Genomic DNA, 22,892 nt, shown 5'->3' with positions numbered 1-22,892 from the left:
TATATTATTATTGGTTTCAGCTCGGGTTCTCGCATTACACTGCTCGCTTCAACAGCATGGACTTAATATGACCAATTGCTTTAGTCGGATTAAGACCTTTTGGACAAACGTCAACGCAGTTCATGATGCCGTGGCAACGGAACACGCTATAGGCGTCGTCCAGCTCAGATAAACGTTCTTCTGTTGCTGTATCGCGACTGTCGATCAAGAAACGATATGCGTGAAGCAGACCGCTTGGACCGATAAACTTATCAGGATTCCACCAGAATGATGGGCAAGCCGTAGAACAACAGGCACACATGATACATTCGTACAGACCATCTAAATGAGCACGCTCTTCAGGTGATTGTAAGTGTTCACGGGCTGGTGCTTTCTCATCATTGATGAGGTAAGGCTTGATTTTCTCATACTGCTTATAGAACTGAGTTAAATCAACGACTAAGTCACGAACAACTGGCATACCTGGTAATGGACGTATTTCTAATTTCTTGCCTTTAAAGGTTGAAATTGGAGTAATACACGCCAGACCATTCTTACCATTCATGTTCACGCCGTCAGAACCACACACACCTTCACGGCATGAGCGACGGAATGACAGAGTCGGATCTTGCTCTTTTAACTTGATCAGTGCATCGAGCACCATCATGTCAGAGCCTTCAGCCACTTCTAAGGTGTAATCCTGCATATACGGTTTAGTATCTACGTCAGGATTGTAGCGATAAACTGCAAATGTCAATTTCATCTTTGCAACTCCTAGTAGGTACGTTTCTTCGGCGGGAATGCTTCACGTAACTTAGGTGCCATGTTCACTGCACGACGATCCATCGTTTCAGTGATTGGGTCAAATAAGCTGTGGCATAACCAGTTCTCATCATCACGCTCTAAATAATCTTCACGTGAGTGAGCACCGCGGCTTTCAGTACGGAAGTTAGCCGCATAAGCCGTTGCAATCGCCGTTGCCATTAAGTTATCTAACTCTAAGCATTCAATACGTTGAGTGTTGAATTCACGAGAGTTATCAGACAATTTAGCATTTGCAAGACGTTCGCGGATCACTTTCAACTGCTCTAAACCTTCAGCCATAGCATCGCCACGACGGAATACAGAGAAGTTTAATTGCATACACAGTTGCAGATCCTTACGGATTTGCGCTGGATCTTCGCCATCTTTGTTGCTTTCCCAACGATTCAGACGGGCCAGAGATGCTTGAATATCCGCATCGCTTGCGTCTTTTGGATCGTCAGTCTCATCCAAAGCTTTACCTAAATGCTGACCCGCTGCGCGGCCAAAGACCACTAAGTCGAGCAATGAGTTACCACCTAAGCGGTTTGCACCGTGAACAGATACACAGGCAATCTCACCCACAGCGAACAGACCGATAACATCTTGTTCAGTGCCGTCTTCATTCTTACGAATAACTTGACCACTGACCTTAGTTGGCAGACCGCCCATCATGTAGTGACAGGTTGGTAATACTGGGATTGGACCATCGGCCGGATCGATATGGGCAAAGGTACGAGACAATTCACACACGCCTGGTAAACGTGCTTCTAATGTTTCTTTACCTAAGTGATCAAGCTTGAGTAAACAGTGTGGACCTAATGGACCGTCTAAACCACGACCTTCACGGATTTCAGTCATCATTGAACGTGCTACCACGTCGCGTGATGCCAAATCTTTCGCGTTAGGGGCATAACGCTCCATGAAGCGCTCGCCGTCTTTGTTCAGCAGATAACCGCCTTCACCACGACAACCTTCAGTCACAAGTACACCCGCGCCGGCGATGCCAGTTGGGTGGAATTGCCACATTTCCATGTCTTGCATTTGTACGCCAGCACGCATTGCCATACCGACTCCGTCACCGGTGTTGATATGTGCGTTAGTGGTCGAAGCGTAAATACGCCCTGCTCCACCTGTCGCTAGAATCGTTGCTTTGGCTTTGAAATAAACGATATCGCCTGTTTCAATTTCAATCGCAGTACAACCCACAACGGCGCCATCATCGTTTTTAACGAGATCTAATGCATACCATTCTGAGAAGACTTGCGTCTTATGCTTAACGTTTTGTTGGTATAAACAGTGCAGCAAAGCATGACCAGTACGGTCGGCAGCTGCCGCAGTACGTGCAGCCTGCTCGCCACCAAAGTTCTTAGATTGACCACCAAACGGACGTTGGTAAATCGTGCCATTTTCGAAACGAGAGAAAGGCAAACCCATTTGCTCAAGTTCAATAACGGCTTCAGGACCGGTTTTACACATGAACTCAATCGCTTCTTGGTCACCGATAAAATCGGAACCTTTAACGGTATCGTACATATGCTGTTCCCAATGATCTTCATGTGCGTTACCTAACGCAACAGTGATACCACCCTGCGCAGATACGGTATGAGAACGAGTTGGGAATACTTTTGATAAAAGCGCACAGCTTTTACCTTCTTTGGAAATCTGCAGCGCTGCACGCATACCAGCGCCACCGGCACCGATCACTACAGCATCAAATTCGCGTACTGGAATACTCACTTAGACACCCCACACAATAACAATGCCGGCCGCTAAATAACAAAAAACGGTAACGACAAAGGTGAACTGTAAAACACCACGTAACGACGTGCACTTGACGTAATCTGTCAGCACTTGCCATACACCAATCCAAGCGTGTACTAATAATGCTACCAGCGCCAGAAGTGTAAACACTTTCATAGGCAGAGCGCTAAAAAGGCTATGCCACACGTCGTAGGTGAGAGGGGAACTACATGCAATAAAGCCAACCAAGAAAATGGTGTAACAGGCGAGGATCACTGCACTAGCGCGTAGTAGAATATAGTCATGAACACCACTGCGTCCAAAACTTGCTGCATTGGTTACCATACCCAAATCCCCGCTATGATTGAAAAGGCTACCGTTAAGGCAAATACAGCTTTCGCTGATGCGGCACCCGATGACAATTCTTCCCAACGACCGGTATCCATTACTAAGTGGCGCAGGCCACCGAACAAGTGATACGCCAGTGCAGTCATAATGCCCCACATGATGAACTTCATAACGAAGTTATCGAATAGAGATTGTACGCCAGCGAAACTTTCAGCTGATGCTAAAGATGAATTTAGCAACCAAATGAGAATGCCAACTGCGAACAGCATGATGACACCGGAAACACGGTGAAGAATTGACACAATCGCTGTTGCAGGAAAGCGAATGGTCTGCAGATCTAAATGGACAGGTCTTTGCTTTTTCACGTTCTGCTCACTCAGCTCCATTGAGCATTTTTTTGTTATGTGAACCGCTTTTGTACAAACTTTAAACTGGGATGTGAATCACGGCAAAAGTAAACACAAAAGCAAAGTTTAAACAAACAGTTAACTATCTGAGCACGCACTCATTTAACATGTAAACAAAGGGTGCTTTATAATCGTTGTTTGCGGCCCTTATTGGGCGAGGCAAGTATACTCGCGGCAAATGTCAAATACAAACATCACAGAATGCAAATTATGTTTTTTTGACGAATTTTTACTGTAAGTGCCAGTTCCGCATGGGAAAGTAAAGGCATTTATACCATGGTCTAACAAATTTAAACGCTTATTTAAATTGAAATGTGATCTAGAATGGCTGTAAAGTAATGGCGGTTTGACATGCCGCACTCACAGATAAGAACTAAGTAAGGAGAACGGGGTATGGCTGATTTAAAAGCCAAATTAGAATTACCAGGGAACGACTCGATAGAATTGCCAGTAAAGCAGGGAACCGCTGGTTTTGACGTAATCGACATCAGTAAACTTGGCAGCAAAGGTTACTTCACTTTTGATCCAGGTTTTCTTGCGACTGCCTCCTGTGAATCTGCAATTACCTATATTGATGGTGATCTGGGTATATTGTTACACCGTGGCTATCCAATCGATCAACTCGCCGTTGACTCCGATTACCTAGACCTGTGTTATCTGCTGCTTTACGGTGAACTGCCGACTAAAGCGCAATATACTGAGTTTGTACATACAGTTAAAACCCACACTATGGTTCACGAGCAGCTAGCCTTCTTCTTTAGAGGTTTCCGTCGTGATGCTCATCCTATGGCCATGTTATGTGGTGTGACGGGTGCATTATCTGCATTTTACCAAGACTCTCTGGATGTTAACGATCCACGTCACCGCGAAATAGCCGCTTATCGCTTAGTCTCAAAAATGCCTACGATAGCAGCCATGTGCTACAAGTATTCTTCAGGCCAGCCATTCGTGTACCCACGTAATGACTTAAGCTATGCGGGCAACTTCTTAAGCATGATGTTTGCAGTGCCATGTGAAGAATACATAGTTAACCCTATCGTTGAACGTGCAATGGACAGGATCTTCATTTTACATGCTGATCATGAACAAAATGCATCGACTTCAACCGTACGTTTAGCCGGTTCTTCAGGTGCTAACCCATTTGCGTGTATCGCAGCGGGTATCGCGTCTCTTTGGGGCCCTGCACACGGCGGCGCTAACGAAGCCTGTTTGCAAATGTTAGAAGAAATCGGTTCAGTTGACCGCATTCCTGAATTCATTGAACGTGCTAAAGACAAGAACGATCCATTCCGTCTGATGGGCTTTGGACACCGTGTTTACAAAAACTTTGACCCACGTGCCAAAGTTATGCGTGAAACCTGTCACGAAGTGCTGAAAGAACTGAAAGTTAAGGATCCACTATTGGATGTAGCAATGGAGCTTGAGCGCATTGCGCTTGAAGACGAATACTTCATTTCTAAGAAGCTGTATCCAAACGTCGACTTCTACTCTGGCATCATCATGAAAGCCATTGGTATTCCAACCAGTATGTTCACTGTGCTGTTCGCACTGGCACGTACTGTAGGCTGGATTGCACACTGGAAAGAAATGTTAGATCAACCAGGCCACAAAATCAGCCGTCCACGTCAGTTATACACTGGCGAAACTGCGCGTGATTTCGTCGCACAAGACAAACGCTAAGTCCCACGACTTACGCATTAAAAAGCGCCTGAGGGCGCTTTTTTCATATCAAAAAATCCCCTTTGACACTCCCCTTGTTAGACAAAATACATTGTTGCAATTGCCTACTTGCGTAACCGCTGTTAACCGCCTTTAGTTATTCTCATCACTTTTTAAACTTTTTAGCTACATTTAGTGGAATTCGCACATTAGTCTTAACTTAAATATAGCTTAACTATATGAAATTAAGCTATATTTAATGTTGGCACGGTTTCTGCTATCAAATGGCATCACAATAAAGACAACAGGTAACACACTTATGGAAAAGTCAAACATTGCTAAATTCGCCCTCCCCTTGCTAATGATTTCAATGCTAGCAGCCTGTGGTAAGGAAGAAGTGGCTAAAAAAGAAGAAAAATATGCCATTCCCGTCGAAACCACCACAGTGATGCAAGGAAACGTTTCATCTTTCTACAGCACAACAGCCACCTTAGAAGCACCTCAAGAAGCCAATGTCGTCAGCCGCATTTCTGGACTCATTGAATCATTGGCCGTTGAAGAAGGTGACCGCGTGCAGAAGGGTCAAGTGCTCGCCGTTATCGATGCCAAAAGACAGCAATACGATTTAGACCGCTCAGAAGCCGAAGTTAAAATCATTGAGCAGGAATTGAATCGTCTGAAGAAAATGGGCAACAAAGAATTTATCAGCGCAGATTCGATGGCCAAACTTGAGTATAACTTGCAAGCCGCCATCGCCAAGAAAGATCTTGCCGAGCTACAAGTCAGAGAAAGCCGCGTACTGTCCCCTATTAGCGGCGTCGTCGCTAAACGTTATGTGAAAGCAGGCAACATGGCGAAGGAATTTGGCGACTTGTTTTATATCGTTAATCAAGATGAACTCCACGGTATAGTCCATCTGCCAGAGCAACAACTTGCCAGCTTAAGACTCGGCCAAGAAGCACAAGTGTTCAGCAATCAACAAAGTAAAAATGCTATCCATGCCAAAGTGCTGCGGATAAGCCCGATTGTTGACCCACAAAGTGGCACGTTCAAAGTGACATTAGCCGTACCGAATCAAGAGGCGCGCCTAAAAGCAGGCATGTTTACCCGTGTTGAGCTTAAGTATGACACCCATGAAAACGTGATTACCGTTCCCTATAGCGCCCTGATTAACCAAGATAACAGGCAAGCTCTGTATGTTATCGATGGTACTAATGCTAACCGCCGTGAAGTCGAAATTGGCTACCGTGAAGGTGACTCTGTAGAAGTGATTGCAGGCATTAACCCAGGTGAACAAGTCGTGACCCGTGGCCAGCAAAACTTGAAAGACCAATCCTTAGTCGAAGTGATCACCCCACTCGATCTTGCTTCCGCTAAGAACTGATAGGAGCCTTTCATGTCAATTATCAGCACTTCCGTTAAACGGCCAGTCACGGTATGGATGTTCATGCTGGCGGTGATTTTATTCGGTATGGTGGGATTTTCCCGCTTAGCGGTGAAGTTACTGCCAGACTTAAGCTATCCCACATTAACTATTCGCACTATGTATGACGGTGCGGCGCCAGTAGAAGTTGAACAGCTTGTCTCTAAACCGATTGAAGAAGCCGTTGGCGTGGTCAAAGGCTTACGTAAAATCAGCTCTATTTCGCGCTCAGGCATGTCAGATGTAGTGCTCGAATTTGAATGGGGCACCACAATGGACATGGCGAGTTTAGATGTGCGCGAAAAACTCGACACTATCGCCCTGCCTTTGGACGTTAAAAAGCCATTATTACTGCGTTTTAACCCCAACCTTGACCCGATCATGCGTCTCGCGTTGTCTGTACCCAATGCCTCAGAAGCCGATCTTAAGCAAATGCGCACCTACGCAGAAGAAGAGCTTAAGCGTCGCTTAGAAGCGCTTTCTGGGGTCGCCGCCGTGCGTTTATCCGGTGGTTTAGAGCAAGAAGTACACATTCAGCTCAATCAAGAAAAACTATCGCAACTTAACCTCAATGCCGACGACATTAAACGTCGCATTAATGAAGAGAATATTAACCTCTCTGCCGGTAAAGTGATCCAAGGTGATCGCGAATACTTAGTGCGCACACTTAACCAATTCAATTCATTGGAAGAACTGGGCCAAGTGATCGTCTATCGCGACGAGCAAACCTTAGTACGTTTATTCGAAGTCGCTACGATTACGGATGCCTATAAAGAGCGCAGTGATATCACCCGCATCGGTAGCCAAGAGTCGATTGAACTGGCGATTTATAAAGAAGGTGATGCTAACACTGTCGCCGTCGCCAAAAAACTACGCGATGAGCTTGTCAAAATCAATCAAGATCCTAAGCAAAACAAACTCGAAGTGATTTACGATCAATCCGAGTTTATCGAAAGTGCGGTCAGTGAAGTCACGTCTTCGGCGCTGATGGGCAGTTTATTATCTATGCTGGTGATTTACCTGTTCCTGCGTAACATCATCCCAACGCTGATTATTTCCATCTCGATTCCCTTTTCAGTCATCGCCACCTTTAACATGATGTATTTTGCCGATATTAGCTTAAACATCATGTCATTAGGTGGTATCGCGCTGGCCATTGGTCTATTAGTCGATAACGCCATTGTGGTATTAGAGAACATCGACCGCTGTCGCAGCGAAGGCATGAATAAGTTAGACGCAGCAGTCACTGGAACTAAAGAAGTAGCAGGCGCGATTTTCGCCTCCACACTGACGACCCTTGCGGTGTTTGTGCCCTTAGTATTTGTCGATGGGATTGCCGGCGCTCTGTTCTCTGACCAAGCGCTGACGGTCACCTTTGCCCTGTTGGCCTCGCTATTAGTCGCCTTAACCTCTATCCCTATGCTGGCATCGCGCGAAGGCTTTAAAACCTTACCCGCACTGATAAAAACCACGCCTAAGGATAAACCCACCACTAAAATGGGTAAGTTTAAACACTATAGCGCGACTGTGTTTTCCTTCCCTATTCTATTAATGTTTAGTTACTTACCAAGTGCATTGTTGACCTTAGTGCTGATTTTAGGCCGCTTCTTCTCGTGGCTTATAGGTCTAATCATGCGTCCTTTGAGTTCAGGATTTAACTTTGTCTATCACAGTATCGAGAAGGTTTATCACAAGCTGCTAGCCTCGGCGCTGCGTCAACAAATGACCACACTGCTGCTCACCATTGCGATAACGGGCGCATGTATTAGCCTGTTACCTCGCCTAGGTATGGAGCTTATTCCGCCAATGAATCAGGGCGAGTTTTATGTGGAGATCCTACTGCCACCAGGTACGGCGGTGAGTGAAACCGATAAGGTTTTGCAACAACTCGCGTTGTCTATCAAGGACAGACCCGAAGTCAAACATGCCTATAGCCAAGCCGGTAGCGGTGGTTTGATGACTTCAGATACTGCCCGCGGTGGTGAAAACTGGGGCCGCTTACAAGTGGTGCTGACAGATCACAGTGCCTATAACGCGATCACAGAAGTGCTGCGTGATACCGCGCGCCGCATTCCTGAACTTGAAGCAAAAATTGAGCAACCTGAGTTATTCAGCTTTAAAACGCCACTGGAGATTGAGCTCACGGGTTACGATTTGAACTTGCTCAAGCGCAGTGCTGATAGTCTAGTCAAAGCATTATCCGCATCAGATCGTTTTGCTGACGTAAATACCAGTCTGCGCGATGGTCAACCTGAGCTGAGTATCCGTTTCGATCATGCAAGGTTAGCAGCGCTCGGAATGGATGCGCCAACAGTTGCGAACCGCATTGCTCAGCGCGTTGGCGGCACCATTGCCAGCCAATACACGGTACGTGATCGTAAGATTGATATTCTGGTGCGCAGTGAACTCGCCGAGCGCGATCAAATCAGCGATATCGATGCCCTAATCATCAACCCGAACAGCAATCAACCTATTGCTTTAAGTGCGGTTGCCGAAGTGTCATTACAATTAGGCCCCTCGGCGATTAACCGTATCAGCCAGCAACGTGTGGCACTGGTGTCGGCTAACCTCGCCTACGGTGACTTAAGCGATGCGGTGGCACAGGCGCAGCAAATACTGTCGCAACAGGTGCTACCGGCATCGGTTCAAGCCCGATTTGGTGGTCAAAATGAGGAAATGGAGCACTCATTCCAGTCACTCAAAATTGCCCTTATCTTAGCGATTTTCTTAGTGTATTTAGTGATGGCGAGTCAGTTTGAGTCACTGCTACATCCCTTGCTTATCCTCTTTGCCGTGCCTATGGCATTGGCAGGTAGCGTGCTGGGTCTGTATATCACCCAAACCCATTTGAGTGTGGTGGTGTTTATCGGCCTTATCATGTTGGCGGGTATCGTAGTGAACAACGCGATTGTGCTTGTGGATCGCATCAACCAACTGCGTAGTGAAGGTGTTGAAAAACTCGATGCTATTCGCGCCGCCGCTAAATCGCGCCTACGCCCCATTATGATGACAACGCTCACCACCACCTTAGGCTTATTGCCGATGGCGCTGGGGTTAGGCGATGGTTCAGAGGTGCGTGCACCTATGGCGATTACAGTGATCTTTGGTCTGAGTTTATCCACTTTACTGACCTTAATTGTGCTGCCAGTGCTCTACGCCCTGTTCGACCGTAAAGTGTATGACGTTGCAGCAACAAATATCGCGCATGACGTTGAGGAGGCTCGCCCATGAACCTCACCCGTTTAGCCATTAAGCGTCCCGTGACCACCAGCATGTTCTTCTTTGCTATCTTGCTGTTTGGTCTCGCCTCGAGTCATTTGTTACCGCTGGAAATGTTCCCCGGTATCGATATTCCGCAGATTGTGGTGCAAGTGCCCTACAAGGGCTCAACCCCCGCTGAAGTAGAGCGCGATATCACCAAAGTGCTGGAGGAATCCCTCGCCACTATGGGTGGGATTGATGAGCTCGAATCAGAATCTTCCCAAGAAGGTTCTGAAATCGAAATCAACATGAAGTGGGGCGAGAACGTTGCGACTAAGAGCCTAGAAGCGCGGGAAAAAATCGATGCGGTGCGGCATTTACTGCCAAAGGATGTTGAGCGGGTCTTTATTCGCCAATTCTCCACCGCCGACATGCCTGTGCTCACGATACGTATATCTAGCGACCGCGAGCTGTCAGGCGCATTCGATTTACTCGATAAACAGCTTAAACGTCCGCTTGAACGTGTTGAAGGTGTCTCTAAGGTCAGCCTGTACGGCGTTGAACAAAAGCAGATTGAAGTGCGCATCAATGCCGACCGTCTTGCCGCCAGTGGATTTTCAGCCACCGACTTGCAAGCCCGCCTCGGCAAAGAAAACTTTGTGATTAGCGCTGGCACACTCAGGGCCAGTAACATCGTTTATCAAGTGTCGCCGAAGGGCGAGTTTAGAAACCTTGAAGATATCAAAGCACTGGTGCTGATCCCAGGATTGACCTTAGGCGATATTGCAGATGTGCAGTTTGCCTTGCCAGAGCGTATCGAAGGTCGCCATTTAGATCAGCACTATGCTGTCGGTTTAGATGTGTTTAAGGAATCAGGCGCTAACTTAGTCGAAGTGTCAGAACGCGTACTAAAAGTCATCGAACTAGCGAAACAAGATCAACAGTTCCAAGGTATTCGGCTGTTTATCATGGAAGATCAAGCCTCAGGGGTAAAATCCTCCCTGATGGACTTACTGTTTTCGGGTTTAATCGGTGCTCTGCTGTCCTTTGTGGTGCTGTACTTATTCCTGCGTAATCTGAAAATGACCTTAGTGGTCGTGTCGTCTGTGCCGATTTCCATCGGTATGACGCTCGCCGCCATGTATTTACTCGGTTACAGCTTGAATATCCTGTCTATGATGGGACTCTTGCTCGCCATTGGTATGTTAATTGATAACGCTGTGGTGGTGACCGAGAGCGTGCTGCAGGAGAAACAAGGCAAATCACCCAAGGATAATGAAGAGTCAGTGATGACTGGGGTCGATAAAGTGTCCCTCGCTGTATTGGCGGGTACTATGACCACTGCCATCGTATTTTTACCCAATATTTTTGGCGTGAAAGTGGAGCTGACGATTTTCCTCGAGCATGTTGCCATCGCGATTTGTATCTCGCTTGCGGCATCGCTACTGGTTGCTAAAACCTTGATCCCTTTGATGTTGACAAAGTTTCACTTTGACATCGCGCCCGAGAAGGATGCCGGTAAGTTACAACGCTTCTACAACAATACACTTAACTGGGTATTGCTGAGGCCTTGGCGTTCAGGCTTTATTGCGGTGGCCATTCTCGCGTCCACCGCCCTGCCGCTGTCTATGGTCAAACAGGATCAAGAAGACAGCCAGAGCAAGGAGCGGATTTACATCAACTATCAAGTGGAAGGTCGCCATAATCTCAATGTGACTGAAGCTATGGTCAATCAAATGGAAGACTATCTTTATAAAAATAAAGAGGAATTTCATATTGATTCTGTCTACAGCTACTACTCATCCGACGATGGTTCATCAGTGATATTGCTGAAGAAAGACTTGCCTATGCCACTGGATGAGTTGAAAAAGAAAATCCGCAGCGGCTTCCCTAAGTATTCGATCGCCAAACCGCAATTTGGTTGGGGCAATGACAACTCTGGAGTGCGCGTGACGCTCACAGGTCGCTCAACCTCTGAGCTGATTAACTTAAGCGAACAAGTAATCCCTTTACTGCAAAATATCAAAGGAATGCAAGATGTTCGCTCTGAGCTTAACGGTGCGCAACAGGAAGTGGTTATCCGCATCGATAGGCAAATGGCGGCGCGGTTAGATTTAAAACTCAATGAAATCGCTTCGAGTATCTCTATGGCACTGCGCGGTTCACCGCTGCGATCGTTCCGACACGATCCTAATGGCGAACTGCGCATCGAAATGGCCTATGAGAAAGAGTGGCAAAAGTCGCTCGAAAAACTCAAGCAGTTACCGATAGTGCGCATCGACCAAAGGGTGTACACCTTAGATAACTTAGCGAAGATTGAAATCCAACCTCGCTTCGATACGATTAAGCACTTTAATCGCCAAACCTCTTTGTCGATTGGCGCCAACTTAGAAAACCTCACCACGGAAGAAGCGCAAACTAAGATCAAGCAAGTGATGGAAAATATCCATTTCCCTAATGGTTACGACTATTCATTACGCGGTGGATTCGAGCGTCAAGATGAAGATCAGAATGTGATGGCAACCAATATGCTATTGGCTGTCGCGATGATTTATATCGTCATGGCGGCGCTGTTTGAGTCTCTGTTATTACCGACGGCGATTATCACTTCAATCCTATTTTCTATCACAGGTGTATTCTGGGCGCTGTTTATCACGGGCACGCCTATTTCTGTGATGGCCATGATAGGCATCTTGATTTTAATGGGAATTGTGGTGAATAACGGCATCGTTCTGGTGGATCAAATTAACCAGATGACGCCGGATCTCGACAAATTGTCCGCCACTATTCGAGACGTGTGTATCACGCGTTTGCGCCCAGTATTGATGACTGTGGGCACCACAGTGTTGGGCTTAGTTCCACTGGCGATGGGTGAAACCCAAATCGGTGGCGGCGGCCCACCGTATTCGCCCATGGCAATCGCCATTATTGGTGGCTTGTCGTTCTCGACTTTGACTAGTTTGTACTTAGTGCCCTTGTGCTACCAAGCCTTGTATCGAATGCGCCATCGTGCCGCCATTCGTTTAGGCCAAGCCGACCGCGTAGCTCAAAAGCTACTACCTTGGACAGTGTAGCCAGCTTGAACAACTGAATATGCTTTTGAAGCAAGTGAGATTAAAACAATGAACAAAAAGGCTGCAGCGCAGCCTTTTTTATTTATTAATTTAGCGAGAATTTCTCACTGCACATTTTATTGTGGCAGATTACTGCGACAAAATCATAAAGCGGATCATAAACAATTGCTCAAGGCCGGGATAAATCTCTGCAATCACATCGCGTAACTGTGGCAGAGTCATATTCTCTTGTTTGGCATGCATCTCGGTGAGCTCAGTTAACTTTACTGGCGTGACATCGATAATCTGGATATCACAAAACCAGCGGTCAGTTTCAAAGGTGGACACAGGCAGAATTTGCCCCGTTATCACATGGGATTCGGCTTCATCGCGCAGGGTAATAGTTTTCGCGCCACTTAAGATATCGTGTTCAAAACGCTCGAAAAAAGTGATTTTAGTGAGTAACACAGCTTATCCTCGGATTGTATATGAGCAATAAAAATGACATTGGCGTCAGTTTATTGCACTAATAATGCGGGGCAATATAATGGCTTTTAACGCCAACTGACAGCATATAGCGCAAAATACTCGACATCGATTGCACTCATCCCTGTACTGCCCATTGAGTCAAACTCCCGTGAAAACGCGCTATTGCAAAATTGACCGCCAAAAAGTTGCGGTTCTTTTCGACAGTTTTCAGTAAAACAATTCAGCAAAACATAGTCAGTTAGCTCAGATTGAGTTAGAATCCGCCCTCAATTGAGCCCTTGGCCTCATATTCCTGCGCATAGCGGGTGCGAAACGAAATTAGAGACGTCATGAACAAGAAACAAAAGATCATCAAGAAAATAGCTAAACGCGCTAAGGCCAGACTGAATAAAGTCGATCCCGTGACTATCGGCTCACCAGCGAAATCAGGTTACATCTCTAAGGCCGATCGCGCAAAAATGGCGGCAGTAGAAGCCACGACTGAACAAGTCGAAGGCCAACAAGACGCGCCAAGCATTGAAGAATAAGCAGTACTGAAGAATAAGCGTACCGCAGAATAACGCTTTCTAGCGGCGTATTGTTGTGCATTGTTAACCCGACTAAATTAACTGCAGACGCCGCTTCAAACAAAAATGCCACAAGCAATCTTGTGGCATTTTGTTTTTCTGTATTCAGCCGGCTTTGGCAAACCACATAGCCTCTAAAGTCAGTTCGGCTTTTTACCTTCTTCCAAATACGTTATCGGCAATACCGACTCACTCTCTTGCTCCTCGGTTAATTGCGCCATCTGCACGCAGGAGGATGAAAGCGGATTAGTCGCGCTCGGCAAGTTCTCTGCCACACAGTTAGCGATTTCTTCTTCCTCAGTCAGCGCAACATTGTGGGGAGCGGCATTGACGCCACCGACATTCGCCATCGAGGAGAACTGGGCCTGCGCCGCCACTTTATCCACTAAACGATAAGCAACCCACACACCTAAGGTGCCAAACAAAATAGACCCTAATATTTGCCCAATCAATACGCCGTAAACTCCGCCCCAGAGTGCACCAAAATACACAAAAGGCACTGTGCCTAAGGTGGCTTTACCGACGTTAAACAGGGTGGAATATTTAGCCTTGCCGAGGTTATTAAAGGACGCATTTGCCACAAATAAAATCCCCGAAAAGATAAAGAATACCGCTATATAACTGCAGAAGAAGTGGATAAGGTCGGCGCTGTCACCCTTCATATCAAACACATTGACCAAATGCGACTTAAGCACAAACAGCAACAGAGACATCACCAACACATACACAGTACAAAACTGGATGGCGCGGGTTAAACTCTCGCGCACTCGGTCAAACTGCCCCGCACCAAAGTTTTGCCCAACAATAGGGCCAATCGCGCCCGAGAGCGCAAAGATCATCCCAAAGGTCACTGGGATTAAGCGCCCTAATACCGCCCAGCCCGCCACATAAGCGTCACCGAAATCGGCAATGGCTCGGGTCACAAAGGCATTACCGATGGGCGTCGCCACATTGGTTAACATCGCAGGTCCCGCAATGGCAAAAATGGGTTTAAGATCGGCGACAAAGTGCGCCTTATCGAAATGACCTAACAACTTATGCTTAACCACAACACCGCGGCCAGCAATCACAAATACCGCCACCCGCGCTAAGACGGAGGCCAATGCCGCGCCTTCTATCCCCATGGCGAACAGGAAGATAAAAATCGGGTCGAGCACCGCATTGACTCCGCCGCCCGCTAAGGTCGACATCATGGATAACTTAGCATCACCCACGGCGCGCAAAGCCCCGCCGAGCGCCATCGCAAGACAAATAAAGGGCAAGGAAGGCACTAAGATATACAAGTAGCTGGCGGCGAGCTCAGCCGTATGGCCACTCGCGCCCACTAAGGCAACCAACTCAGGGATGAAGGTGGTGACCACGGCGGCCACCAGCACGCTAATCAGCGTTGTCACCACTGCGCTATTGAGCAATAACCGCTTTGCCAGCACCACATCTTTTGCGCCAATCGAGCGAGACACTAAAGCGCCTAAAGCAATTGATAAGCCTATCCCAATGGACGTAGTGAAAAAGGAGATACTGCCCGCATAACCCACAGCAGCAGCAAGCTCATGCTCCCCCAATAAACTCAGAAAAAAGATATCCAGTAAATCCACCACAAATAAGGCAGAAATCCCCACCGCAGCGGTCGAACTCATCACTAAGATGTGGCGTAATATGGGGCCTTCAACAAACTTGGCTTGCGTCATACGTGTGTTTTACCTGCAAAAAATAATAAGTGTCAGCCAAAGCAATGACTAAGCGCCTTTTTCAACGGGGGTATCTAGGCTATCTAACTCGCATCCGCAGCGGCTACAGTACATGGCATCAAGATCGTGACCGGTTTTATGGCATTGATTACACGAGCGTAAATCTCGATGACGTCCTACTTCTTGGGAGATTTCCGCAGTTAAAATCCCCGTTGGGATCGCAATAATCGAGTAACCAATCAGCATAGTAAAGGCCGCAATCGCCTGTCCTAATCCCGTTTTAGGGGTAATGTCGCCGTAACCTACAGTGGTAATCGTCACAATCGTCCAGTAGACTGATTTTGGAATTGAACTAAAGCCATTATCAGGCCCTTCAACCACATACATTACCGCACTGAGCACCATAACGATCAAACTGACCGAGAAGAAAAACAAAAAAACCTTACGGCTCGACTGCATCATCGCCCTAAGCAGCACATTTCCTTCGCTCAAATAACGCAGTAATTTGAGTACGCGGAAAATCCTAAATAACCTCAGTATCCGGATGACTAAGGTAAAGTTGGCGCCTGGGATCAGTAACGCCAGATAACTTGGCAATACCGATAATAAATCGACGACGCCATAAAAACTGCGGGCATATAGCACGGGATGAGTCGCACAGTACAAACGTAGGCCATATTCAATAGTAAAGATGACAGTAAAAACCCATTCCAAGACGCGAATAATCTGCCCATATTCACGATGGAACATTTCCACCGTATCGAGGAACACCAAACCGACACTCAGCACAATACACACCATTAAGGCGATATCAAAATAGCGGCCAGCGGGGGTATCAGTGCCAAAAATAATGGTACGTAATTGACGTTTTAATGGGCTTTCGGATTCGATATTTTCAGACATACAAACTTTGACTTCCTTGCAACAAACTAAGTAACACTGGGATGATACCAATCACATTAAATATCTAATCAGTTCAGAGCCTCACAGGCATCTCAATCCAAGGCGCATTGACGAAGAAATGGTTATTCCCTTTTAAGTCAATGCAACACCGGAGTGGGATGCCTGTGAGGCTCCCGAAGGGCGGCTGATGTTAACGGCATGGCAACGCACTTTATACTGCGTTTAAGGCTTTCGACAGAGCACCACTATGCCTTCAAGCCTTCGCCTTGTCTAAAGCGCGTTGAACTCCCGCTGAATGAACAGATATTTAATACGATTGGTATTACATCATAAATATGCCACGAGTCTGCCATGCAATTGCACTCAGCTCAAAATTATCTACTCACAGCAGGATAAAATTGCGGTATGATGCCGAAAAAAGCCAACAACTAGTGTTAATTTTCGAGGACTTCATGCGCGCCACCCTACTTTCCACATTGACCTCCCTCACTGTGACTATCGCGGCACTCGTTTCACCCGTATTACATGCCTCTGGCATGGGTAAAGTGGATCTTGTGGTGATCACTAAATCCGAATCCAGTATGGCTTTATTGCGCGATGGCAAAATACTCAAACAATATCGCATTGCCATGGGTGACTTGCCCGCAGGACACAAATTAAAGGAAGGCGATCAACGCACACCACAGGGGCGTTATACCTTAGATTATAAAAAGCCAGACAGTGCCTATTATAAATCGATCCATATTTCCTATCCCAACGAAGAAGATAAACTCAGAGCCAAAGCTTTAGGCATTAGACCCGGTGGCATGATCATGATCCACGGCCAGAACCCTAAGTCGCCGCTGTCGCCAGAACAAGCCCAGCAATACAACTGGACCGACGGCTGTATCGCGATAACCAACGCCGAAATGGATGAAGTGTGGAAAGTTGTCGATGAAGGAACACCGATTGAGATTTGGCCGTAACTTTAGCCAACTTCCCGATGGCAACACGCCAAATAGATAATTGCACGATATCAAACACGCCCAGCTTAATGGGCGTTTTTATTTAACCATTTACATCATATCGTTAGCTGTATTATCCCCGTTAGTTTGTGTAAGGGATAAAAACTAACGGCAATACACATGCCTTGGAGCCTATATGTCATCATCCAATGAAGCTGCCACGCCGCAGAGCACAAACATCAGCTATGAGCAATTAACCCAAAGCTGGCCCGCCTTCGAAGCACAGATTTTAGCCTTACTTGAAACCTTAGGCTTAGCGGATAAAGCACTGGTTTGCGATCATGTCGCGCTGCGCGTCAATTCCATCGCCAGTGCCGATGCCCTGCGCGATACCTTTAGCCGTGTAGGTAAGATCATTTCAGACAATATCATCAATGGCCGTACGATTCTGATTATCGAACTGGATACCCCACTCACGCTCGGTCAATTCAGCATTGCCTGTGTTGAACTTCCCTACCCCAGCGACAAAGTCTATCCGCAAGAAGGCTGGGAACACATAGAGCTAGTCATTGATTCTAAAGCCAAAGATTGCGATACCCTGAGCCAAGATTTGCTCGCCCTGTGTCCCAAACTCAGCGCCTTACTGCCATCGGAGCACACTGCAGAGCCCGTTCAGTCAAGCTCACAAGGCTTAAGTTCACAAGGCTTGAACTCACAAAGCTTAGCATCCCTTGCTGGGATAAAAATTAAGATGAGCTCGCCCAAAGGGGATAAAGAGCGTTTAGCCAATCCGACGATTGCCTTTAAGCGCGATGATGTGTGCATTAAAGTGCATCCCCATGGCATAAAAGCAGTGATCGCCAGCGAGCAAACGTAGGCAGCCTATTTTAGGCGAGCTTAATATCTGCAAGAAGATAGCATTGAGCTTAGATTTCCATTGGCACTGACCGCACTTGTCTTAACGAACAAATCTGTTGATGGCTATATCAATCAGGTTCAGTGTTCAGACTCAGTATCCAGATCATCTTTAGGCCCTTTTTTTGGTAGTTTTGTCAAAAATTGCCAAAATTAAATCTCGAAAACAGCATATTTAGCGTAACTTAGGACGTATAACTCGCTGATGCCATCAGGCACACATTATCGAGTCCACTTGATGGATTCGATGTGCAAACAGAGGATCGCCAATGAAGCCACACAAGAACGAAGCGCAAATATTGAAGTTCGCCATGGAAATCGGCGTGGGCTATGCCAAAAAACGCGGATATGCGGACTTCGACAAGGGCATCTCGCCCAAAGACAAAGTGGAATGTATTTACCGTTTACTGGTCACCGACAACTTAATCCAGCCACTGGCCAAAGATAAAGAAAATGGGCCAAACATGAAACACAAACTGATTTTGTGGATCACCCGCCAGCTACCCGCCGATCATCCATTATTGAAGTAATCTTTTTAAGCTAATCGGTTGAAACTCATTATCTGTAAGCGGACAGTTCAAACGAGTCTAGAAAAATCCAACTCACTGAGTGCTAAGGATAAGAATCATAAAAAATGGCGCATCATTGCGCCATTTTAGTGTGTAAGAACTGTATATCGTATCTAGCCCTTTTTAGCCACTTTGTTAGCTTTCTTATTCGCCAGCACAGTTGCCATGGGTGGCACTATGGTCGTGGGATCGAGGCGCATTTGATACCAGTTCACTCGCCAATCTAAGTGCGGGCCATTAGCACGGCCTGTCGAACCCACCTCTGCCACGGCTTGACCTTGCTTAACCACTTCACCCGCGTTGACGTACAACTTACTCAAATGCAAAAAGCTTGAACTTACGCCGTAACCATGATCGATCACCATAGTCCCACCCGAATAAAACATATCTGGAACAGAAAGGCTTATCACACCATCGGCGGGCGCTACCACGACAGTGCCGGTTTTCGCCGCCACATCCACACCAAAGTGTGGATTACCGGGTACGTCGTTATAAATACGTTGGCTACCATAAACCCCGGAAATACGCCCCGTCAGCGGCCAAATAAACGCCTGTAAAAAAGCCGTTTGCTCGCTAAATGTTGCCCGCGCCGCTTTTACCTGCGCCGTGTCTTTCGCCGCTCTTTCCTGCGCGACGGGATCGGGCTTCATGATCTTAGAACTAATGCCCTTGACACTTTGAATATCGTACTCACGCTTGGCCAAAGTTAAAGGCTTAACCTCAGTCAAACCATCGGGATAAACCAAGGTTAGCTGCTGGCTCAATTCACCGTCGCGATCAAAACCAAAGGCAAAATGACCGTCAGGCGTGACCTTAATGGCTTCACCATTTAAGCTAATCTGAGTGCCCGCTGGCGCTTGACCCCGCATTAATGCGCCTTGCTCTAACTTACCCTGTAAACTCACCTCAGCTTGTACCTGAGGCGCAATGAGCACTAGGCCCAAGGTTAACCATGCCGTTAAACGATTTCCCAACATCTTATTTCTTCCCGAAACGTTTCCCAAACCAATAGTTTCCAAAATCTGAGTTCCTAATATTCTATTATCGGGCATCTTAGCCTCGAACATCATAACCCTAAACCTCTTCACAAAAAATCTTCTCGATGGTCAACTCAGGGCAATGCCCATTGAATGCGTTCTGCACGACACTAACACATCACCAGCACACCACTAACTCATCGCTAACACTGAATCACTATACTCTGACCGATTAAATCCATGCGTCACGTTAACCTAACCCGCCCTAAAAATCGATCCACAGCGGCGCAAATACCTAATGATGTATTGCATACAATAGCAATCGCGCTTTATCTAAGGTTATGAAGACACAAAAAAGCCCCGACAATCTGCCGAGGCTCATTCAGCAAGTAATTTATATTTACTCGGCTCTATTTACCTAAACTTAGCTACCCGAACTTAGTGCTTATCCCTTAGAAACAATCGCGCCTTTACCCACACCTTCAAATGCCACCACTTTAAACTGACTTCCGGGCACTTTAGCAACGAGTGTCGTGGCAATATAGTCGGCTAACAACTCAACCGTCGTGTCATGGGGAATTAAATCACAGCCTTCCTTTGGCATCGCCAATTGGAAATCCCCTTGGGGCGCTTGGTAATGGAAACCATAATGACTGTCATCGGTGATCCGCGTCTGAGACGATAAATTCAGGGTGTCAACAGAAACCAAATCCTCTTCACTGCCTAAATAAATATCGTGCCAGCGCTTGGCCCAATACTCATCCCACTTTGGTGCTGGGCTGCCATTTTCAAACACATGAATTGGGCTACGATGTCCATGGGCGATACGCTGGCAATTACCATCATGTTTACGTAAACCATGGCTGTAATGATAATAAGGCGTATCGAGGATTTCATGTCTCAAGGTGAGCGTGATCCCTTCGACATTCTTAGGTAAGGCTTCGCGTAACGCTTTCTGTAAAAAAGCATTCACGCTTGGAATATCAATTTGTTCGGTCGGCACTAAGGCAAAGGCTTGGGAAGGACAGGCCAAATGGATTTCACCTAACTGGCTATCAAAATCCATCCACACTCTATCGCCCTGTTGCTGCCAACGCACACTGCTGCACGCCGTAGGCACAAGTAAACGATGATCGGCCACCGCATCTATGGTCTGCTTGATGGTGCGTTTCACCTTAGCAAAATCGAGCACCATGTTTTGCTCGTCTAATCCGCCCTCAAGCAGAACATCGACAATCCAACTCTCTCCCACCATGCCGCGCTTTGGGCACAAATAGGAAAAATCGATCACAGTTAAATCTTTGACAAACAGTTGCATTAACGCTCCTCGGCAGAAAAACAGTCCACCTACTTAATTTGAAAGCACCACTTAGCGATGGCCGAGCGTGCTAACTTGAGTACCCAAAACGAGTAAACTCAACATGAATGGAGATTCTAATCAATTCCGCCGCTTGTCGCGACAAATGAATCAGCTCAGCCGCAAATTTGTATTGGGTTGAGTCTCTATTTTTGTATCAGGTACGCAAAAATCCAGCAATGATACTTAATGCTTAGTTTAGGAACCCGTTTTTGGTTCAAACCCAGAGCAGCATTCTGATCCTGAGTTGTATTAAAACCCTATTCTTTATTAAAAACTCACTGTGTATTAAAACGCATTAAAACTTTTGCCCTGCACTCAAGCCAAGTATTGCATTAACTCTAACAAAAAGTGCATTTGCCCAAAAATGAGTCCGCCATTTTCAACGCTAACGGTGCCAATATCCCACGCCTTAACACGCCCGTGTCCATCATTTTGCTTGTTTGGGTTTATCACTACCTTAATCGTGCGAGATATTAATCGAGAAAACAGGGTAATCATCAGATATTGATAGACAAAAAAGTCACTATGCATCGACCTTGCCGATTAACAGATAAAACCCTAACCGAAACAGGATTCAACCTAGCAAAATAACACAGTCAAAACAGCGAATGAGATCGCAAAAGCTTAATCCGCAACAGCGATAGACCCAATCGAAACAAGGTGTTATCAATTATTAACATTAACCTCTACCATCCCTTTGTAAACCACAATTTAATTAAGGTTATACAGGAAAAACAAGATGATCAAACTCACATCTATTGCTATTTTCATTGCGGGTATTTTCGCCAGTGCCCATGCCATCAGTGCTGAACCCATCGAAGTGATAAAAGCGGTGAAAGTCACCGAACCGGAGAAAGTTGAACTCGGTAAAATGCTGTTCTTCGAACCAAGGCTATCCAAATCGGGCTACATCTCCTGTAACTCTTGCCACAATTTAGCCACTGGCGGAGTCGATGCCCTACCAACCTCTGTTGGCCATAATTGGCAACAAGGCCCGATTAACTCGCCCACAGTGCTCAATGCCAATTATATGCTGGCGCAATTTTGGGATGGCCGCGCCAGTGATTTACAAGCGCAAGCCGCTGGCCCTATCGAGAATCCGAAGGAAATGGGCTATAGCCATGCACTCGCGACACAAACTATTGCCTCTATGCCTGCCTATCGGGCGCATTTTGCCAAAGTCTATGGCGATGAAAACGTCACGATTGATCGCCTAACCGATGCGATTTCCACCTTTGAAAAAACCTTAGTCACGCCAAATAGTCCGTTCGATCAATATTTATTGGGCAAGCAAGATGCGATCAGTGTGGATGCCAAAGCGGGTTACCAACTGTTTAAGAGCAAAGGGTGTGTAAGCTGCCATAACGGTCCAGCCGTCGGTGGCACTATGTATATGAAGATGGGGTTGATTAAACCTTTCCACACCAATAATCCCGCCGAAGGTCGTATCGCAGTCACAGGTAAAGAAGCCGATAAGTTTGTCTTTAAAGTGCCGACACTGCGCAATATTGAACTCACCTATCCCTACTTCCACGACGGCAGTGTCTGGACCTTAGAAGAAGCGGTGAACACTATGGCCGATATTCAATTAGGCCAAAAACTGTCGGACAAAGAAAATCTAGAAATGGTGGCCTTTCTCGTCTCGTTGACGGGAGATCAACCTCAGATCACCTTGCCGAATTTGCCGCCATCCAACAAGAACACACCGCGACCAGTACCTTTTAGCCATGATCCAATGAGTAGCAAGCCAGTTAGCAGTGAGCCATTAAAGTAGTAATAATCACTAAATCGACAACGCTATTTAGGACGGAACAGACCCAACAAAAAGGCCGAGAGTAAACACTCTCGGCCTTTTCACGTTCGTTAC

Annotated in this window: 18 protein-coding genes; 9 read left to right on the top strand and 9 right to left on the bottom strand. The window is 46.6% G+C overall.

Annotated features, from left to right (window positions below; all coding sequences use genetic code 11):
• Positions 1 to 34 precede the first annotated feature (34 nt).
• From AC5YB3_RS21335 to sdhC, 4 genes are read right to left on the bottom strand one after another with little or no spacing between them, the layout of a single operon-like run.
• On the bottom strand, positions 35 to 742 hold the full coding sequence (locus tag AC5YB3_RS21335; protein WP_006081979.1) for a succinate dehydrogenase iron-sulfur subunit: 708 nt from the start codon (positions 740 to 742) through the stop codon (positions 35 to 37).
• 11 nt (positions 743 to 753) lie between these two features.
• Positions 754 to 2,520: a succinate dehydrogenase flavoprotein subunit gene (sdhA, locus tag AC5YB3_RS21330; RefSeq protein ID WP_011847025.1), complete on the bottom strand. Its 1,767-nt coding sequence runs from the start codon at positions 2,518 to 2,520 to the stop codon at positions 754 to 756.
• Complete coding sequence (gene sdhD / locus AC5YB3_RS21325) at positions 2,521 to 2,868, bottom strand: succinate dehydrogenase, hydrophobic membrane anchor protein (protein ID WP_006081981.1); 348 nt, start codon at positions 2,866 to 2,868, stop codon at positions 2,521 to 2,523. It abuts the gene before it with no gap.
• Complete coding sequence (gene sdhC / locus AC5YB3_RS21320; RefSeq protein ID WP_006081982.1) at positions 2,862 to 3,257, bottom strand: succinate dehydrogenase cytochrome b556 subunit; 396 nt, start codon at positions 3,255 to 3,257, stop codon at positions 2,862 to 2,864. Before sdhC ends, sdhD begins: the two co-directional genes overlap by 7 nt.
• Before the next feature lie 414 nt (positions 3,258 to 3,671).
• Between sdhC and AC5YB3_RS21315 the strand changes: the two genes are divergently transcribed.
• The 4 genes from AC5YB3_RS21315 (at position 3,672) to AC5YB3_RS21300 (ending at position 12,635) form a co-directional block, all read left to right on the top strand.
• Complete coding sequence (locus tag AC5YB3_RS21315; protein ID WP_006081983.1) at positions 3,672 to 4,958, top strand: citrate synthase; 1,287 nt, start codon at positions 3,672 to 3,674, stop codon at positions 4,956 to 4,958.
• A gap of 298 nt (positions 4,959 to 5,256) precedes the next feature.
• A complete protein-coding gene (locus tag AC5YB3_RS21310) occupies positions 5,257 to 6,321 on the top strand; it encodes an efflux RND transporter periplasmic adaptor subunit (protein ID WP_006081984.1) in 1,065 nt (354 codons plus the stop codon).
• Positions 6,322 to 6,333: 12 nt separating this feature from the next.
• Positions 6,334 to 9,591 carry an efflux RND transporter permease subunit gene (locus AC5YB3_RS21305; protein ID WP_432369848.1) on the top strand — a complete coding sequence of 1,086 codons (3,258 nt, stop codon included), beginning with the start codon at positions 6,334 to 6,336 and terminating at the stop codon, positions 9,589 to 9,591.
• Complete coding sequence (locus tag AC5YB3_RS21300) at positions 9,588 to 12,635, top strand: efflux RND transporter permease subunit (protein WP_494526127.1); 3,048 nt, start codon at positions 9,588 to 9,590, stop codon at positions 12,633 to 12,635. The genes AC5YB3_RS21305 and AC5YB3_RS21300 overlap by 4 nt, the downstream gene beginning before the upstream one ends.
• A 129-nt stretch (positions 12,636 to 12,764) precedes the next feature.
• On the opposite strand, the gene yqfB is transcribed toward AC5YB3_RS21300, so the two are convergent.
• Positions 12,765 to 13,082 (bottom strand): N(4)-acetylcytidine aminohydrolase, encoded by a 318-nt coding sequence (gene yqfB, locus AC5YB3_RS21295; protein WP_432369849.1) that lies wholly within the window; start codon positions 13,080 to 13,082, stop codon positions 12,765 to 12,767.
• A 350-nt stretch (positions 13,083 to 13,432) separates the two neighbouring features.
• On the opposite strand from yqfB, the gene AC5YB3_RS21290 reads away from it, so the two are divergent.
• Positions 13,433 to 13,630: a DUF2986 domain-containing protein gene (locus AC5YB3_RS21290; protein ID WP_006081988.1), complete on the top strand. Its 198-nt coding sequence runs from the start codon at positions 13,433 to 13,435 to the stop codon at positions 13,628 to 13,630.
• A gap of 179 nt (positions 13,631 to 13,809) precedes the next feature.
• Here AC5YB3_RS21290 and AC5YB3_RS21285 read toward each other — a convergent pair whose 3' ends face one another.
• Both AC5YB3_RS21285 and AC5YB3_RS21280 read right to left on the bottom strand, forming a co-directional pair.
• On the bottom strand, positions 13,810 to 15,357 hold the full coding sequence (locus tag AC5YB3_RS21285) for an MATE family efflux transporter (protein WP_432369850.1): 1,548 nt from the start codon (positions 15,355 to 15,357) through the stop codon (positions 13,810 to 13,812).
• 48 nt (positions 15,358 to 15,405) lie between these two features.
• Positions 15,406 to 16,260: an ion transporter gene (locus AC5YB3_RS21280; protein ID WP_006086228.1), complete on the bottom strand. Its 855-nt coding sequence runs from the start codon at positions 16,258 to 16,260 to the stop codon at positions 15,406 to 15,408.
• Positions 16,261 to 16,712: 452 nt separating this feature from the next.
• On the opposite strand from AC5YB3_RS21280, the gene AC5YB3_RS21275 reads away from it, so the two are divergent.
• From AC5YB3_RS21275 to AC5YB3_RS21265, 3 genes are all read left to right on the top strand, one after another.
• Positions 16,713 to 17,225, top strand: a complete 513-nt coding sequence (locus AC5YB3_RS21275; protein ID WP_049793100.1) for a L,D-transpeptidase family protein — start codon at positions 16,713 to 16,715, stop codon at positions 17,223 to 17,225.
• Between the two features lie 175 nt (positions 17,226 to 17,400).
• Positions 17,401 to 18,081, top strand: coding sequence for a VOC family protein (locus AC5YB3_RS21270; RefSeq protein ID WP_494526126.1), 681 nt, complete (start codon positions 17,401 to 17,403; stop codon positions 18,079 to 18,081).
• 307 nt (positions 18,082 to 18,388) lie between these two features.
• Positions 18,389 to 18,649: a DUF5062 family protein gene (locus AC5YB3_RS21265; protein WP_494526125.1), complete on the top strand. Its 261-nt coding sequence runs from the start codon at positions 18,389 to 18,391 to the stop codon at positions 18,647 to 18,649.
• 152 nt (positions 18,650 to 18,801) lie between these two features.
• Here the strand turns inward: AC5YB3_RS21265 and AC5YB3_RS21260 are convergent, their stop codons facing one another.
• On the bottom strand, positions 18,802 to 19,665 hold the full coding sequence (locus AC5YB3_RS21260) for a M23 family metallopeptidase (RefSeq protein ID WP_494526124.1): 864 nt from the start codon (positions 19,663 to 19,665) through the stop codon (positions 18,802 to 18,804).
• Positions 19,666 to 20,110: 445 nt separating this feature from the next.
• A complete protein-coding gene (locus AC5YB3_RS21255; RefSeq protein WP_006081995.1) occupies positions 20,111 to 20,983 on the bottom strand; it encodes a 6-carboxytetrahydropterin synthase in 873 nt (290 codons plus the stop codon).
• Positions 20,984 to 21,764: 781 nt separating this feature from the next.
• Here AC5YB3_RS21255 and AC5YB3_RS21250 point away from each other — a divergent pair.
• The gene (locus AC5YB3_RS21250) at positions 21,765 to 22,799 is read left to right on the top strand and encodes a cytochrome-c peroxidase (protein WP_494526123.1); all 1,035 of its coding nucleotides are present in this window, start codon (positions 21,765 to 21,767) and stop codon (positions 22,797 to 22,799) included.
• Positions 22,800 to 22,892: the final 93 nt, after the last annotated feature.

The organism is Shewanella sp. 1311 (genome assembly GCF_059338235.1).
This window is presented reverse-complemented; position numbering and strand designations above follow the sequence as displayed.